Consider the following 15,906-nt stretch of genomic DNA (forward strand, 5'->3'; position numbering starts at 1 on the left):
TGATCCCGCCCTCCCGATAATGCAGATCCGTGTGGCACACCCCGCACGCCTGCACCCGCACCACCGCCTCACCCGGACCCGGATCGGGGACGATGATGTCGACGACCTCGACCGGCGCTCCCTTGCCGGTCGCCACGACGGCGCGAACCTCGGACACGTACACCTCCAGGAGTGGGTTTTCCGCCGCCCGAACAGCCGCAGTCGCGCGGCCGCGGGCGCTCTCAAGAACAGGGCCGGACATGCGCATACCGGCATCCCCGGACGATCACGACCATACCCCCCGATCGGCCGTAGCCACCGGGTGCTCGACTGCGGTTCCGTCTGTGAGGGCCCCGCTCGGACCCGCCCCGCTTCGACACGGTGTGTGAACCAACGACTACTGTACGGTGTCGCCGACGGAGGAACGAGGAGCACATCATGGTCGACGCGCAACGCCTGTTGTCCAGGGAGATGGACATCGACCGGCCTTGCGCGGCGAGGATCTACGACGCGTTCCTCGGCGGTGGCCACAACTTCGGCGTGGAACGCGAATTCGCCGAGCGGCTGCAGAGTGCGATGCCCGGCGTCGCCGGGGTGTTCCGGGACAACCGGGCGTTCCTGCGGCGCACCGTGGAGCACCTGCTGGCGCGCGGCGTGCGGCAGTTCCTCGAACTCGGCTCCGGGATACCGACCATCGGGCACGTGCACGAGGTCGCCGCCCGCCGCACCCGCCGGTTCAGCGTGCTGTACGTGGACAACGAGCCGCTCACCGTCGCGCACAGCAGGCCGCTGCTCGACGCCGAACCGCGCGCCGCGATCATCCACGCCGACATCCGCGAACCCGACGCGGTCCTCGGCTCCCGCGACGTCGCGAACCTGATCGACTTCTCCGAGCCGGTCGCGCTGGTGATGTCGGCGGTGCTGCACTTCGTGGAAGACGACGACGATCCGATGCGGCTGGTGCGCGCCTACCAGGACGCGGTGGTGCCCGGCAGCGCGCTCGTGCTCTCCCACCTGTGCGCCAGCGAGGAGCCCGAGCCGATGAACCTGCTGGCGGCGTTCTACGAGGAGACCGCGGACCCGGTGGTGGCGCGCCCCGCCGAGTGGATCACCGAGTGCTTCGGCGCGTTCGCACGGCAGCCGCCCGGCACCTGCTACATCGGCGACTGGCGGCCGGAACCGGACCAGCCGCCGCACCGCCACCCCCGCTACCGCATCCTCCACGGCGGCCTCGCCCGCAAACCCTGATCGAACAAGCACCCCCGGCCCCAAGGCGACGCCTCCGGGTGAGTGGGCCCCCGGCCCACATCCATCGGGTGGGTGGGCCGTTCACCTGGATGCGGGGCGGACGAAGAGGAGCAGGATTCCGGCGGTGATCGCGGCCGCCCCCGCGGCGAGCCACGCCGTGGCGAGACCGGCGTGCTCGCCGAGGAGCCCGAACAGCAGCGGTCCCGCGCTGCCGCCGAAGTAGATGCCGGTCTGGGTGAACGACGTCGCGCTCGCCACCCGATCCGGAGCGATCTTGGCGACGGAGAAGTTCAGCAGCCCCGGCCACGCCCAGCCCGCGCCGAACCCGATGGACACGCCGATCAGGAACAACGTCGTCGACCCCGCCGCCATCAGCGCGTACCCGAGCGAGCCGACGACCAGCATGATCGTGATCACCCGCAGCAGGTTCACCTCCCAGCGGTCGGCGACCACCCCGGCCAGCAGCCGGATCGTCAGCCCGGCCGCCGACGCCAGCGACAGCACCAGTCCCGCGGCCGACGGGCTGAACCCGACGTCCACGGCGGTGGTGGTCACGAACGCGCCCTGCGCGTTGGCGGCGGCCGAACCGAGCCCGCCGGCGATGGCGATCAGCAGCAGCGCCACGAACCGGGATTCCCCGCCCGATCCGGCCGCCGCGGGACGGGTGGAGCGCTCCGCCTGCGGCAGCGAGGGCACGAACGCCGCGGCCAGCAGCCCGGCGATCCCGGCGAACACGAACACCCAGCGCCAGCCGATGGTCAGCGCGATCGCGGGCACCGCCGCCCCGGCGAGCAGCGTGGCGAGCGGGATCGAGGACTGCTTCACGCCGAACCCCGTGCCGCGCCGGTGCGCGGGCACGCCCTGGGTGATCAGCAGGTTCGCCGCGGGCTGCGCCAGCGAATTCGGCAGCCCGGACAGGCACAGCAACACCAGGAGCCAGCCCGCGTCGCGCACCGTCGCGATGCCCAGCAGGCACACCGCGCTGCCCGCGGCGCCCAGGCGCATGCCCAGCCGGGAGCCGATGCGCTCCACCACCCAGCCCATGAAGCGGGAGGCGAGGGCCGCGACGGCGAAGAACGCGGCGGCCGAACCGCCCAGCAGCGCGGCGCCGAACCCGAGTTCCCGCTGCAGCTGGACGCCGAGCCCGCCGACGAGGAACACCGGGAACACACCGACGGTGACGACCGCCGCGACCGAGCTGAGCACCCGGACGGGCCCGACCTGGCGTACCTGCGGGGGACCGCCACCGACCACCGCTGCCGCCATCGGTCCTCCTCCGTTCGTCGGCCGCCACCGGCGGGCAAGCCCGCCACCAGCGTGTGAACCGCGGAACCGTTTAGCAACGCTAACGTGACGCATCCCTCCGGCGCGCCACGCGAATGCGCTCGTCCGCCGTCTTGACGTCGCGCCCGCCACCCGCCACGGTCGATCAGGTGGCCATCGACGGCCACGTGTGGACGCGGACTGGAGGCGGGCCGGGTGGGCGCCGAGTTGAGCGGGATCCCGTCGGCGAACGTGCCCGAGCCCGTGCGGCTCGACGCGGTCGAGCTGTCCTGGTCGATCCGGCAGCGCGAGCTGAGCTGCGTGCAGGTCGCCGAAGCGTTCCTCACCCAGATCGACCGGTTCAACCCGCTGGTCAACGCCATCGTCTCCCGCGCCGACGAGGAAGACGTGCTCGCGCAGGCCCGCGCCCGGGACGCCGAGCTGGACCGCGGCGAGTGCGCCGGGTGGATGCACGGGTTCCCGATCGCGGTGAAGGACCTCAGCGACGCGGCCGGCTTCCCCACCACGCAGGGCTTCCAGCGGCAGGAACCCGCCACGGCGGACGCGCTGTTCGTGCGCCGGATGAAGGAAGCCGGCGCGATCGTCGTGGGCAAGACGAACGTCCCCGAGTTCGGGCTCGGCTCGCACACCTTCAACTCGCTGTTCGGCACCACCACCAACCCGTACGACCTGTCGCGCACCGCCGGGGGCAGCAGCGGCGGCGCCGCGGCGGCGCTGGCGATGCGGATGCTGCCGGTCGCCGACGGCAGCGACTTCATGGGTTCGCTGCGGACGCCCGCCGCGTTCTGCAACGTGCTGTCGCTGCGGCCCGGGTTCGGCCGGGTGCCCACGCCCGGGTTCCTCGGCGAACCGTCCGTGGTGGGGCCGATGGCGCGCACCATCCGGGACCTGGCGATGCTGCTGTCCACGATGGCCGGTCCGGACGAGCGGGCGCCGTTGAGCCTGCCGCAGGACCCGGCGCTGTTCACCGGATCCCCGCGCCGCGACGTCGCGGGCCTGCGCATCGGCTGGGTGGGCGACTTCGACGGCTACCTGCCGACGGAGCCGGGCGTGCTGGAGCTGTGCGCGGACGCGGCACGGCTGTTCGAGCGGCTGGGCTGCGTGGTGGAACCGGCGCCACGGCTGCCCGTCGAGCAGGCGTGGGAGACGTTCCTGCTGTGGCGGCGGTGGATGCTCGGCGAGTCGCTGCACGAGGTGCACCGCTCCCCCACCGCCCGCGCCCGGATGAAACCGGAGGCGCAGTACGAGGTGGACGGCTACCTGGAGCTGGGGGTGCGCGACATCGCTGCGGCGCGCGCCGGCCGGGACGCGTGGCGCGAGTCCGTGTCGGACCTGTTCGACCGCTTCGACTTCCTGCTCGCGCCCAGCACCCAGGTGTTCCCGTTCGACGCGGATCTGCGCTGGCCCGCGGAGATCGACGGCACCGCGATGGACACCTACCACCGGTGGATGGAGGTGTCGGCGCCGTGGACCTTGTCCGGGCATCCGGTGCTGAACCTGCCCGCCGGGTTCAACGACGCGGGATTCCCGACCGGGGTGCAGCTGATCGGCCCCGGGCACGGCGAGTGGCCGCTGCTGCAACTCGGTCACGCCTACGAGCAGGCGAGCGACTGGACGCACACCGTGCTCCCGCCGCCGTTGACCTGACGGGCTGCCCCCTCCACTTCTGCCGCGCGGCACCGCTGCTCCGGTGTTCCGCTCGCACTGCTCCGGTCTTCCGCGATTTCCGGGTGGTGCGGGGGAATTCTCGGGTCCGGGATGGCGCCGGGCCGATGATCAGTGCGAACGTCCGTTCCGCGGTCCTCCCGGCGGCGCGCACGTCGCAATTTCTCACGAACTCGGCGCTTGTTTGATATCTGCGGCGGGGTTCGCCGACCGGGCGCGAACGTGTGCAAGGCTGCACCCGTCAGGTCGGTTTTTCGGGAAGGTGACAAGTTGGGTACCGAGGTTTTCTCCCTCCAGGACAAAGTGGCGCTGGTGACCGGTGCCGGGCAGGGAATCGGTCTGGAGATCGCGAAGGCGCTGCGGTCGGCGGGAGCCCACGTGGTGATCGGCGAGATCAACCCGGAGACCGGCAAGGCGGCCGCCGAGCAGGTCGAGGGCGATTTCCTCCCGCTCGACGTGACGGACTCGGCCGCGGTGGCCGACGGGGTGGCCCGGATCGTGGCCGACCACGGTCGCATCGACGTGTCCGTGCACAACGCGGGCATGGTGCGCAACGAGCCCGCCGAGGAGATGAGCGACGAGTCCTGGCGCCGCGTCGTCGGGTTGAACCTGGACGGGGTGTTCTACTGCTCCCGCGAGGTCGGCAAGCAGATGCTCGCCCAGGGGGCCGGCTCGATCATCAACATCGCCTCGATGTCGGGCATGATCTCGAACCACCCGCAGCCGCAGGTCTCGTACAACGCGTCCAAGGCCGGCGTCATCATGCTGACCAAGTCGCTCGCCGGTGAGTGGGCTCGCCGCGGCGTCCGGGTCAACTCGATCTCGCCGGGCTACACCGGGACCGACCTGCTGCTGGGCGTGCAGAACACCCAGCCGGAGTGGTTCAACGGCTGGATGGAGCAGACCCCGATGGGCCGCGCCGGTCGTCCGGAGGAGCTGGGCCCGGTCGCGGTGTTCCTCGCGTCCGAGGCCAGCAGCTTCGTCACCGGCAGCAACGTCGTCGCCGACGGCGGCTTCACCATCTGGTGAGCCGGCCTGGCTGATCCCCGGCCGGTCCTGATCACCCGTCACGACCGGCCGGGACGCCACTACCGGAACGCGTTGCTCCCGGTGAGCGCTTGGCCGATGGTCAGGGCGTGCATCTCGCCGGTTCCCTCGTAGGTGAGCACCGATTCCAGGTTCGTCATGTGCCGGATCACCGGGTACTCCAGGGAGATCCCGTTGGCGCCGAGCACGGTGCGCGCGGAACGGGCGACCTCCAGCGCGCCGCGCACGTTGTCGAGCTTGCCGAAGCTGACCTGCTGCGGCAGCAGGGTTCCGGCGTCCTTGCGCTTGCCGAGGTGCAGCGCGAGCAGCCGCGCGTTCTGCACCCGCACCGCCATGTCGGCGAGCTTCTGCTGGGTGAGCTGGAACCCGGCGATGGGCTTGCCGAACTGCTCCCGGCCGCGCGCGTAGTCCAGCGCGGTCTCCAGGCAGTCGCGAGCCGCGCCGGTGGCGCCCCAGACGATGCCGTAGCGGGCTTCGTTCAGGCAGCTCAACGGCCCGCGCAGGCCCACGGCTCCGGGCAGTGCCGCGGAATCCGGCAGGCGCACCTCGTCGAGCACCAGCTCGCTGGTCACCGAGGCGCGCAGCGACAGCTTCTTCTTCAGCTCCGGTGCGGCGAATCCCGGGGTATCGGTGGGGACGACGAAGCCGCGCACGCCCTCCTCGGTCTGCGCCCACACCACGGCGACGTCGGCGATGCTGCCGTTGGTGATCCACATCTTGCGGCCGTCGAGGACCCAGTCCGAACCGTCCCGCCGGGCTCGGGTGGTCATCGACGCCGGGTCCGAGCCGTGGTCGGGTTCGGTGAGCCCGAAGCAGCCGATGGCCTCGCCCGCGGCCATCTTCGGCAGCCACTGCTGCTTGTGCTCCTCGGAGCCCCAGCGCCAGATGCCGTACATCGCGAGCGAGCCCTGCACCGACACCAGCGAGCGCAGCCCGGAGTCGGCGGCCTCCAGCTCCTCGCACGCCACGCCGTAGTCGACGGCGGAGGCGCCCGCGCACCCGTAGCCCTCCAGGTGCATGCCGAGCACGCCGAGCTTGCCCAGCTCGCGGGCGAGTTCGCGCGCCTGCGGGAACTCGCCGCGTTCGAACCAGTCCGCGACGTGCGGCCGCACCAGGTCCCGGCACAAGGCCCGCACGCTGTCGCGCAGCGCGAGCTGCTCGGTGGTCAGCTCGGCGTCGATGCCCAGCGGATCGCGGGGATCGAAGTCGGGTTTGGCGCTCATCGGTGGCCTCCTCGGGCTGGGTCGTCGGACAGCGGTGGCAACGGGCTCGGGTCCGCGGCGAGCCAGCCGCGCACCTCGTCGGTGTGTTCGCCGAGCTGCGGCGGGGCGAGCGGGTCGGCGACGTCGAGGTCGGAGAACTCGATCGGCATCCGGGCCTGGGCCACGCCCCCGTCGCCGGGGTCGACCACCGGCCGCAGACCGAGCGATTCGGCGTAGTGCACCGCGTGCGAGAGGTCGTTGACCTGGCCGCAGGCGATGCCGGCCCGGTGCAGCCGGTCCTGCCAGTCGCCGGCCCGCCGGGCGCCGAGCACGTTCTCCAGGCGCCGCACCAGTTCCGCCCGGTTCGCGACGCGTTCGGCGTTCGCGGCGAACCTCGGGTCGTCGGCCATCCCGATCAGGCCGAGCGCCTCGGTGAACCGGCGGAACTGCGCGTCGTTGCCGACGGCCACGGCGAGCAGCCCGTCCTCGCAGCGCAGCGTCTCGTAGGGGGCGATGCTGGGGTGCCGGTTGCCCATCCGCTCGGGCGCGATGCCGGTGGTGAGCAGGCCGCTCATCTGGTTGACCAGGGCGGCGAGCAGGCTGGAGAGCAGGTTGACCTCGACGTGCTGCCCCAGCCCGGTGGCGTCCCGCTGCCGCAGCGCGGCGAGGATGCCGAGCGCGAGGTCCTTGCCGGTGAGCACGTCGACGACGGCGACCCCGACCTTGGTCGGCGGCCCGTCCGGTGCGCCGGTGATGCTCATCAGCCCGCCGACGGCCTGCACCACGAAGTCGTAGCCGGGCAGGTCGGCGCCGGGCCCGCTGCCGAAGCCGGAGACGGAGGCGTAGATCAGCGCGGGGTTGAGCTCGCGCGCGCCGTCGGGATCGAGCCCGCAGCGCGCCAGCACGCCGGGCCGGAAGTTCTCCACCAGCACGTCGGCGCGCCGCACGAGCGCCCGGGCCGCGTCCCGGTCCTGCTCGTCGTCGAAGTCGAGCACCACGCTGCGCTTGCTGCGGTTGACCGATTCGAAGTAGGCGGAGCCGCGGTCTGTCCACGGTGGACCCCAGCCGCGGGTGTCGTCGCCGGTGCCGGGCCGTTCCACCTTGATCACGGTGGCGCCGAGGTCGGCCAGCGACATGGTCGCGTACGGACCGGCCAGCACCCGGCTGAAGTCCGCCACCACGATGTAGTCCAGCGGCAGTGCCCGCCCGATCACCGACCCACCCTTCCGGTTCCAGGCCCGTTCGGGCCGGGGAAAACCGCGCAGCGATCCGGAAATCCCCGCACGACGGCCCCGGCCGGACCCGTCCCGCGGTCCGCGCGGAACACCGGAGTCCGGCACCTGGGACGCGCGGCGAGCCGCCTTGCGCTCTTCCCGGATTGGATCCAATATACAGTGATCGGATGCCGGGTCAACACGGTTCGCGCCTCTCGAACGAGTGATCGCGTGCCCGGCGCCAGGGGACCATCCGCGCACGAGCGACCGGCGGGAGCCGATGCCAGCAGACCCGAACCCGCGACCGCCGACGCCGCCCGACCTGCGCTGGCACGACCTGGGCGGGAACGACCGGCCACCGACCACGCAGGCGTTCGTGCTGGACGCGCTGCGCCGGGCCATCACCACCGGCTCGCTGGCCCCGGGCAGACCGATCCGGCAGGACTCGATCGCCCACGAGCTGGGCGTCAGCCGCGTCCCGCTGCGGGAGGCGTTGAAGACGTTGGAGGCCGAAGGCCAGGTGGTCTACCGGCCGCACCGGGGCTACGCGGTCGCCGAGCTGTCGCTGGACGACCTGCTGGAGGTGTACCGGCTGCGCGCGCTGCTGGAATCGGAGGCGGCGGGGGTCGCGGCCGGCCGCTTCGCGGAGGCGGACCTGCAGCGGATCGAGGAGGCGGCGCGGGACGTGGAACGCGCGGCCGAGGCGGGCGACCTGGTCGGCATGATCACGGCGAACCGGCGGTTCCACTTCGCGCTGCTGGAACCGTGCGGGCTGCCGCGACTGCTGCGGATCGTGCGCACGCTGTGGGACGCGACGGACGCCTACCGGGCGGTCTACTACAACGAGGGCGCGAACCGGGAGCGGGTCCGCGCCGAGCACGAGGCGATCGTGCGCGCGGCCACCGCGGGCGACGCCGAACGCCTGGTGGCCCTGCTCGACGCCCACCGCGACCACGCCGTCGCAGCACTCCGCAACACCATCAACTGACCGGCGAGAGCCGCTGGTTCCTCTTGCCAGCGCGAAGCGCTGAACGGCGACCACGCACGCAACCGGCACCGCCGCGGGTTCTCAGCGGGATTCTCGCGAGGACGGCGTTTTCTCCTGTGGCGGCGGCCACCGGTGAGAACGATCCCGCAGCGAGAATCCCGCTGAGGCTCCGCCACCCCACCCCTCGGCGGCGGCGACCGCTCAGGAGGAGTACTCGTAAAATCCGCGGCCGGACTTCTTGCCGTAGTGGCCCGCGTCCACCATCCGCTGCAGCAGCGGCGGCGCGGCGTACAGCTGCTCCTTGTACTCGTCGTACATCGAGTCGGCGATGGCCTTGAGCGTGTCGAGGCCGACCAGGTCGGCCAGCGCCAGCGGCCCCATCGGGTGGGCGCAGCCCAGCACCATGCCGTTGTCGATGTCCTCGGCCGCGGCCACGCCGCTCTCGAACATCCGGACCGCGGAGAGCAAGTACGGCACCAGCAGTGCGTTCACCACGAACCCGGAGCGGTCCTGGGCGCGGATGGTCTGCTTGCCGAGCCCGTCGGTGGCGAACTCGGCGGCGCGCCGCACGGTCTCCTCGGAGGTCACCAGGGAGGGCACCAGCTCGACGAGCTTGAGCACCGGCACCGGGTTGAAGAAGTGCACCCCGATGACCTGCGCGGGCCGCGAGGTGGCGGCGGCGAGCTTGGCGATCGGGATGGAGGAGGTGTTGGAGGCGAGGATCGCGTCCGGGTCGGTGAGCACCCGGTCGAGTTCGGCGAACACCCCGGTCTTGAGCTGCTCGTTCTCCGCGATGGCCTCGATGACCAGCTGGCGGTCGGCGAGCTCGCCGAGCTCGGTGGTGAACCGGAGGCGCCCGAGTGCGGCGTCCCGGTCGGCGTCGGCGAGCTTGCCGCGGCCGACGGCGCGGTCCAGGGACTTGGTGATGCGGGCCCGGCCCGCTTCGGCGGCCTGCTCGCCGACCTCCGAGACGACGACGTCCAGCCCGCTGCGGGCGCTGACCTCGGCGATGCCCGCCCCCATGAGCCCGGAGCCCATCACGCCTACGCGTTCGATTCCCGTCACCACACCGATCCTTCCGTCCGACTTCGTCGTCGGGTCGCGCTCGACCGACGCGGCGATGATGCCAAAGCGGGCGGTTACCTACGGGTACAAGGTGCTGTAGGACACGGCGGGAGCGATCGGCGGAGCGGTCTTGCTCGACGCCGGTCCCGCCGGGAGGCGCGTGGCTCGCCGGTGCGGGACCGGCTCGAAGAAGTCGGGCCGCAGTTCCCGACCCGACTCCTCCACTCCCCGACTCGCACCCTGACCCCCCAGGGTTCCGTCATCGTATATCAACAGCGGTGGACAGATCCACTCCCATCGACCACCGGTGTGGACGAGATCGTCATGACATCGGCGGTGTCGCGGAGATCGCGACCCCTTACAGTCGAGACGTGCCCCACCCATCCGACTCCGCCGGCACCGGCGCCACCGACGTCCCCGAGGACCAGGTCTCGGGGAGCTCCATCAGCGTGCACGTGTTCGCCGAGCGGCTGACCGAACTGCTGGCGGCGCAGCCCGACCCGGAGACCGGGAAGCCCTACGGCAGCGAGCGGATGGCGGGGTTGCTGACCGCGCGCGGCGTGCGGATGTCCGGCACGCACATGTGGCACCTGCGCACCGGCCGCGCGGTCCCGCGGCTCACCGAGGTGGTCGCGTTCGCCGAGTTCTTCGGCGTGGGCCTGGACTTCTTCGACCCGGCGATCGCACCGGAGCTGCTGGCGCAGTGGCGGCTGGCCGGGCAGCTGCGCAGCCACGGCGTCGAGGAGGTCGCGCTGCGCCAGCTCACCGACCAGTTCCCGGAGCAGGACCGGCAGCACGTGGCGGACGCGATCCTCGGGGTGCTGCACGGTTTCAAGGCGCTGCGCGCCGCGGACCAGCAGCCGGAGCAGCGGTGAGGCTGCTGGTGTGGGACGGGGGCCCGGACCGGAGTTCGCGCTGGTTGCTGCGGCGACGCAGCGGGAAGCGGCTGGACGCGCTCGGCCTGCCGCGCCGGTTCACCGCCCAGCAGCTGCTGGAACGGGCGCGGGAGCACCTGGGCCGGGACATCTACTTCGCGGCCGTGGAGCTGCCGCCGCGCGCACCGAGCGGGCTGGCGCTGCTGCCGGAGGGCTGCGTGATCATCATCGCGGACGCGCGCACCACCCGCTGGCACCGCTGGCACATCTGGTTGCATGAGCTGATGCACCTGCTGTGGGGCCACGTGGGCCGCCCGCTGTCGGATCCGGCGCCGGCGCTGCGCTCCCTGTTCGGCGAGCTGCCGCCGGAGGTGCTGGACCGGGTGCTGACCCGCACCGGCTGCTCGGCGCAGGAGGAGGCCGCGGCGGAGATGATGGCGTCGGTGGCGATGCGCCGGATCAGCTCGTGGGAATCGCCGCAGGCGCAGCAGGTTCCCGACGAGGCGCGGGAGATCCTGCGCCGCTTCCAGTCGACCCTCGGGTGATCGGGTGTTCGCCGTCCTCTACCCGCTGGCGCTGCTGCTGCAGCTGAGCGCGTTCGCGTGGAAGCTGCGCGATTTCCTGCGCGATCCGCGGGATCCGCGGCTGGGTGCGATCACGCTGGCGCTGCTGTTCGTGGCGTGCGGGTTCAACTTCGCGATCCCCGGGGTGTACCTGGCGGTCGGCGCGGCGTCGGGGGTGCCGAACCTGTCGACGCTGGCGGTGTACTCCTCGATCGTGCTGTGCACCGCCTCGTTGCAGGTGTGCTCGGTGAACCTGGCGCGGCCGCGGGAGGAGGCGCAGCCCGCGGGCCGGGTGCTGGTGCTGGGCACGGTGGCGGCGCTGCTGGTGATGGCGGGGGCGTTCGCGCTGGCGCCGGTGCACGACGAGCCGCACGTGCTGGACTTCGACGCGCACTACTCGGGCGTGCCCGCCGTGGTGCTGTTCCTGGCGGTGTACCTGGGCGCGTACTCGCTGGGGCTGGTGCGCAGCGCGCTGATCTGCCTGCGGATCCGGCCGCACGCGCGGGAGCGGTGGCTGCGGTGGGGCGTGTCGCTGGTGCCGGTGGGCGTGGTGTTCGGCCTGGGCTACTCGGTGCTGAAGGTGGTCGCGGTGGCGGCGACCTGGCTCGGCGCGGACCTGGACGTGGTGAGCACGGTGGTGGCGCCGCTGAGCGCGACGGCCGGGGCGAGCGTGATGGCGGTGGGGTACGTGCTGCCGTCGGTGCCGCGGTTGCTGCGGCGGTGGCGGGCGCGCCGCTACCTGCGTCCGCTGCTGGAGGCGCTGCGGCCGCTGGATCCGGAGCTGGTGCGCAACACGCGGCTGGAGTCGGCGGAGTACCGCTGGCTGATCGCCACCGACGACCTGCTGCGCGAGCTGCGGCCCTACCTGGACCCGGCGGTGGTGCCGGTGGCCGAGCGGCACGCGGACCGCGCGGGCCTCACCGGGGAGCAGCGGGCGGCGACGGTCGAGGCGGCCCGGATCGCGGCCGGGTTGCGCGCGCACGCGGCCGGGCGGCGCCCCGGTTCGGGCAGCGACATGATCCGCGAGGAGTCCGGGATGGACGGTTCGGCGGCGGCGGTGTGGCGGTTCCCGGAGCAGGACCCGCACCGCGACTTGGCGGAGGAGTCGCACTGGTCGTGCCTGATCGGCAAGGCGTTCCAGGAACCGCACCCGGTGGTGCGGGAGGTGCTGGCGGAGCTGGACGGGGACCGGAGCCCGGCGCCGTGACCGATCCGTTCACCGCGCCCGATCCGTTCGCGGCGCTGGCGGCGCTGCGCGCGGCCGGCCCGGTGCACCGGGTGTCCACTCCGGACGGTCCGGGCGCGTGGCTGGTGACCCGGTACGCGGAGGTGCGGGCGGCGCTGGGCGATCAGCGGCTGGCGCTGGACCGGTCGCGCTCGCACGGCGGGGACTACGCGGGGTTCGACCTGCCGCCGCAGCTGGACGCGCACCTGCTCAACAGCGATCCGCCGCGGCACACCCGGTTGCGGCGGCAGATCGCGCCGAGCTTCACCGCGCAGCGGGTGCGGGAGCTGGCGCCGCAGTTGCGGGAAGTCGCCGAGCGGCTGGCGGCGGCGCTGCCGGACGAGGTGGACCTGGTCGCGGAGTTCGCGGTCCCGCTGCCGGTGCGGGTGATCGCGGAGCTGCTGCCGCTGCCGGAGCAGGCGCGCGCGGAGTTCACCGGCTGGGCGGATTCGCTGCTGCGCCACTCCCCCGGCGCGGAACCGCGGGCGCGGGACACGATGCGGGACATGCGCCGGATCATCGGCGGCGCGCTGGGGTCGACTCCCCCGGCGGAGTCGTTGCTGGCGGGGCTGCTGGCGGCCCGCGCCGGTGGCCGCCTGGACGACGACGAGCTCACCAGCATGGTGTTCTACCTGCTGTTCGTCTGGTACGAGATCATGGTGCACGCGGTGTCCTCGGCGGTGCTGCGGCTGCTGGGCGCGGAACTTACGCTGCTCGATCCCGGCGTGGAGGAGGTGCTGCGGTTCCACCCGCCGCAGCTGCTGGCGGCGCCGCGCTACCCGCTGTCGGATCTGGAGATCGGCGGGGTGCCGGTGCGCGCCGGGGACACGCTGCTGCTGTCGCTGGCGTCGGCGAACCGGGACGAGCGGGTGTTCGCGGACGCGGCGGTGTTCCGCCCGGAGCGCTCGCCGAACCCGCACCTGAGCCTGGGCCACGGCATCCACTCGTGCCCGGCGTCGGCGTTGACGAGGGTGATCGCGGCGAGCGCGGTGCGAGCGCTGCGGGCGCGGCGGCCGGAGTTGTCGCTGGCGGCTCCCGCGGAATCCGCGGCGTGGCGCGGGAACTTCCGGCACCGGGGCCCGGCGGAACTGGTGGCGCGAGTGCGCCGCTGACGCGGGTCGCCCTCCCCGCCTGCTTCAACGCATAGCGCACCCCGGGGCTTGTGGCAAGACCCCGGCACCCCCGCACACTGTGCCCCTCAACTGGGAAGACGGGGGTTTCGATGATCGACGTCATCGTGGTCGGCGGGGGTCCGGCGGGCTTGTTGCTGGCGGCGGAGCTGCGGCTGCGCGGGGTGCGCGCGGTGCTGCTGGAGCGGCACGCGGAGCCGGCGGGGGAGGCTCGGGCCCTGGGCCTGCACGCGCGCAGCGCGGAGGTGCTGGACCAGCGCGGGATGCTGGAGCCGTTCCTCGCGCACGGCGAGCGGGTCACGGCGGGCGGTTTCTTCGCGGGCGTCGGCCCCCGGTGGCCGGCGGGCCTGGACACCGCGCACCCGTACGTGCTGGCGATCCCGCAGGACGTGACGGAGCGCCTGCTCGCCGAGCACGCCGAGCAGGTGGGCGTGGACTTCCGGCGCGGCCGCGAGCTGGTGGGCCTGGGGCAGGACGCGGCGGGCGTCACCGCCGAGCTCGCGGACGGCGCGGAGCTCCGCGCGCGCTACCTGGTGGGTTGCGACGGCGGCCGCAGCACCGTGCGCAAGCTGCTCGGCATCGGCTTCCCCGGGGAGCCGTCCCGGGTGGAGACGCTGGTGGCCGAGTGCGAGCTGACGGCCGCGCCGGAGGAGCTGGCGGCAACGATCGCGCGGGTGCGCCGGACCGAGTTCCGGTTCGGCGCCATCCCGCGCGGCGCGGGCCTGCACCGGGTGATCGTGCCGTCCGGGGGCGTGGCGGCGGACCGGTCGGTGCCGCCGACGATGGCCGAGCTGCGGGAGCGGTTGCGCGCGGTCGCGGGCACCGATTTCGGGGCGCACTCGCCGCGGTCGCTGTCCCGCTTCGGCGACGGCACGCGGTTCGCCGAGCGGTACCGCGACGGCCGGGTGCTGCTGGCGGGCGATGCGGCGCACGTGCATCCGCCGACGGGCGGGATGGGCATGAACACCGGCCTGCAGGACGCGTTCAACCTGGGTTGGAAGCTGGCGGCCGCGGTGGGCGGCCGAGCTCCGGAGGGCTTGCTGGACAGCTACGAGGCGGAGCGGCGCCCAGTGGCCGCCGAGGTGCTGGAGCTGTCCCGCGCGCAGACGGAGCTGCTGCTGCCGGAGCCGGGCCCGCGAGCCGTCCGGAAGGTCCTCGCGGACCTGATCGAGTTCGAGGAGGTGAACCGGTACCTGATCGAGAAGGTCACGGCGATCGGCATCCGCTACGACTTCGGCGATTCCGCCGCGGGGCGAGGAGAACGCGCAGCCGCGGGCGGGCACCCGTCGGTGGGCGGGCGGTTGCGCGACGTCGAGCTGGGGCGGGGCCGGTTGTACCGGCTGCTGCACGGCGGGCGCGGACTGCTGCTGGACCAGACCGGCGAGTTCTCCGCGGCCGGCTGGGCGGATCGGGTCGACCACGTCGTGGACGTGAGCGAGGAGCTGGACGTGCCCGCGCTGCTGCTGCGCCCGGACGGCCACGTCGCGTGGGCGGGCGAGGATCGGGCTGCCCTGCGCGCGGCCCTCGGCCGCTGGTTCGGCGTCCCGGCCTGATGGGGTTCGGGTGCCGCGGCGGGGCCGGTACCCCGGTCCGATGGGTTCGCCCCGGCGCGTTCACCCTCGGGGCTGGCAGTGCGGGCAGTGGTAGGTGGTCCGCCCGGCGGTGGTGGTGCGGGCGAGTCCGGTGCCGCAGCGCGGGCAGTGCGGGTCGGGTTCGTCGCGGTGCCCGGTGAGCCAGCTCGGCCGGTCCGGCACGTGCCCGACCTTCGCGGACCCGCGCAGCACCGCGTGCGCGCGGCGGCTGAGCCGGTCCAGTTCGCCCCGGTCGAGGTCGCCGGTGCCGCGGGCGGGGTGCAACCGCGCCTGCCACAGCGCCTCGTCGACGGTGAGATTTCCCAGTCCGCACAGCACTTCCTGGTCCATCAGCGCGGATTTGAGCCCGCGCCGGCGCCGGGTGAGCTGCCGCCGGTAGTCGGCGGCGGTGGCGGCGAGCGCATCGGGGCCGAGGTCGCCGAGCAGCGCGTCGAGGTCCTCGCGGTCTCGGGCGAGGTGCAGCCCGGTGAGCTTGCGCATGTCCCGGTACCGCAGCTGCCCGTCGTCGAGGTCCAGCAGCACGCGGTCGTGCCGGTGCACCTCGTCGCCGGGTTCGCACCGCAGCAGTCGCCCGGTCATGCCGAAGTGCAGCAGCACCTGCGGGAACTCGTCCCCCAGCGGGAGCGCGAGCCACTTGCCGAGCCGCCACGGCGTGCCGAGCCGCTGCCCGCGCAGCGCGTCCCGGAACTCGCCGGTCCGCACCCCGCGCAGCACCTGCGCGTCGCGCACCTCGACGTCCCGCACGACCAGCCCCGCCGCCCGCTCCGCGACCCGGCGGAACCCCTCCACATCAGGCAGTTCCGGCACCACCCCGGACTACCCCCCACCA

At 73.2% G+C, this 15,906-nt stretch carries 15 protein-coding genes; 9 read left to right on the forward strand and 6 right to left on the reverse strand.

All coding sequences use genetic code 11. The annotated features are described in order from the left end of the window. The coding region (locus LCD35_RS12985) for an alcohol dehydrogenase catalytic domain-containing protein (RefSeq protein ID WP_225044270.1) at nt 1-157 on the reverse strand (157 nt) is incomplete at its 3' end. A gap of 260 nt (nt 158-417) precedes the next feature. Between LCD35_RS12985 and LCD35_RS12990 the strand changes: the two genes are divergently transcribed. Further along, nucleotides 418-1,227 carry an SAM-dependent methyltransferase gene (locus tag LCD35_RS12990; protein WP_224961660.1) on the forward strand — a complete coding sequence of 270 codons (810 nt, stop codon included), beginning with the start codon at nt 418-420 and terminating at the stop codon, nt 1,225-1,227. 81 nt (nt 1,228-1,308) lie between these two features. On the opposite strand, the gene LCD35_RS12995 is transcribed toward LCD35_RS12990, so the two are convergent. Further along, on the reverse strand, nt 1,309-2,493 hold the full coding sequence (locus LCD35_RS12995; protein WP_225044255.1) for an MFS transporter: 1,185 nt from the start codon (nt 2,491-2,493) through the stop codon (nt 1,309-1,311). Between the two features lie 213 nt (nt 2,494-2,706). Here LCD35_RS12995 and LCD35_RS13000 point away from each other — a divergent pair, with 213 nt between their 5' ends. Both LCD35_RS13000 and LCD35_RS13005 read left to right on the forward strand, forming a co-directional pair. Next, complete coding sequence (locus tag LCD35_RS13000; protein WP_225044256.1) at nt 2,707-4,158, forward strand: amidase; 1,452 nt, start codon at nt 2,707-2,709, stop codon at nt 4,156-4,158. Nucleotides 4,159-4,446: 288 nt separating this feature from the next. Then, nucleotides 4,447-5,205: an SDR family NAD(P)-dependent oxidoreductase gene (locus tag LCD35_RS13005; RefSeq protein WP_224961666.1), complete on the forward strand. Its 759-nt coding sequence runs from the start codon at nt 4,447-4,449 to the stop codon at nt 5,203-5,205. Nucleotides 5,206-5,264: 59 nt separating this feature from the next. Here the strand turns inward: LCD35_RS13005 and LCD35_RS13010 are convergent, their stop codons facing one another. Both LCD35_RS13010 and LCD35_RS13015 read right to left on the reverse strand, forming a co-directional pair. Beyond that, the gene (locus tag LCD35_RS13010) at nt 5,265-6,446 is read right to left on the reverse strand and encodes an acyl-CoA dehydrogenase family protein (RefSeq protein WP_224961667.1); all 1,182 of its coding nucleotides are present in this window, start codon (nt 6,444-6,446) and stop codon (nt 5,265-5,267) included. Continuing rightward, complete coding sequence (locus LCD35_RS13015; protein WP_225044271.1) at nt 6,443-7,636, reverse strand: CaiB/BaiF CoA-transferase family protein; 1,194 nt, start codon at nt 7,634-7,636, stop codon at nt 6,443-6,445. The genes LCD35_RS13010 and LCD35_RS13015 overlap by 4 nt, the downstream gene beginning before the upstream one ends. Before the next feature lie 283 nt (nt 7,637-7,919). Between LCD35_RS13015 and LCD35_RS13020 the strand changes: the two genes are divergently transcribed. Next, complete coding sequence (locus LCD35_RS13020; RefSeq protein ID WP_224961671.1) at nt 7,920-8,627, forward strand: GntR family transcriptional regulator; 708 nt, start codon at nt 7,920-7,922, stop codon at nt 8,625-8,627. A 201-nt stretch (nt 8,628-8,828) separates the two neighbouring features. Here LCD35_RS13020 and LCD35_RS13025 read toward each other — a convergent pair whose 3' ends face one another. Beyond that, the gene (locus tag LCD35_RS13025) at nt 8,829-9,692 is read right to left on the reverse strand and encodes a 3-hydroxybutyryl-CoA dehydrogenase (RefSeq protein ID WP_308012562.1); all 864 of its coding nucleotides are present in this window, start codon (nt 9,690-9,692) and stop codon (nt 8,829-8,831) included. 371 nt (nt 9,693-10,063) lie between these two features. Here LCD35_RS13025 and LCD35_RS13030 point away from each other — a divergent pair, with 371 nt between their 5' ends. The 5 genes from LCD35_RS13030 to LCD35_RS13050 all read left to right on the forward strand — a co-directional run bounded on the left by LCD35_RS13030 (nt 10,064) and on the right by LCD35_RS13050 (nt 15,038). Continuing rightward, complete coding sequence (locus LCD35_RS13030) at nt 10,064-10,567, forward strand: hypothetical protein (protein WP_224961675.1); 504 nt, start codon at nt 10,064-10,066, stop codon at nt 10,565-10,567. Next, the gene (locus tag LCD35_RS13035; RefSeq protein ID WP_224961677.1) at nt 10,564-11,112 is read left to right on the forward strand and encodes a hypothetical protein; all 549 of its coding nucleotides are present in this window, start codon (nt 10,564-10,566) and stop codon (nt 11,110-11,112) included. Before LCD35_RS13030 ends, LCD35_RS13035 begins: the two co-directional genes overlap by 4 nt. Nucleotides 11,113-11,116: 4 nt before the next feature. Continuing rightward, nucleotides 11,117-12,337, forward strand: a complete 1,221-nt coding sequence (locus LCD35_RS13040; protein ID WP_225044257.1) for an MAB_1171c family putative transporter — start codon at nt 11,117-11,119, stop codon at nt 12,335-12,337. After that, entirely contained in the window at nt 12,334-13,467 is a 1,134-nt protein-coding gene (locus LCD35_RS13045) for a cytochrome P450 (RefSeq protein WP_224961681.1), read from the forward strand. The genes LCD35_RS13040 and LCD35_RS13045 overlap by 4 nt, the downstream gene beginning before the upstream one ends. 110 nt (nt 13,468-13,577) lie before the next feature. Continuing rightward, nucleotides 13,578-15,038: an FAD-dependent monooxygenase gene (locus LCD35_RS13050; protein ID WP_225044258.1), complete on the forward strand. Its 1,461-nt coding sequence runs from the start codon at nt 13,578-13,580 to the stop codon at nt 15,036-15,038. 60 nt (nt 15,039-15,098) lie between these two features. On the opposite strand, the gene LCD35_RS13055 is transcribed toward LCD35_RS13050, so the two are convergent. Beyond that, on the reverse strand, nt 15,099-15,884 hold the full coding sequence (locus tag LCD35_RS13055; RefSeq protein ID WP_225044259.1) for a DNA-formamidopyrimidine glycosylase family protein: 786 nt from the start codon (nt 15,882-15,884) through the stop codon (nt 15,099-15,101). Nucleotides 15,885-15,906 lie beyond the last annotated feature (22 nt).

This window comes from Saccharopolyspora sp. 6V, assembly GCF_020176785.1.
Lineage (GTDB): Bacteria > Actinomycetota > Actinomycetes > Mycobacteriales > Pseudonocardiaceae > Saccharopolyspora_C > Saccharopolyspora_C gregorii.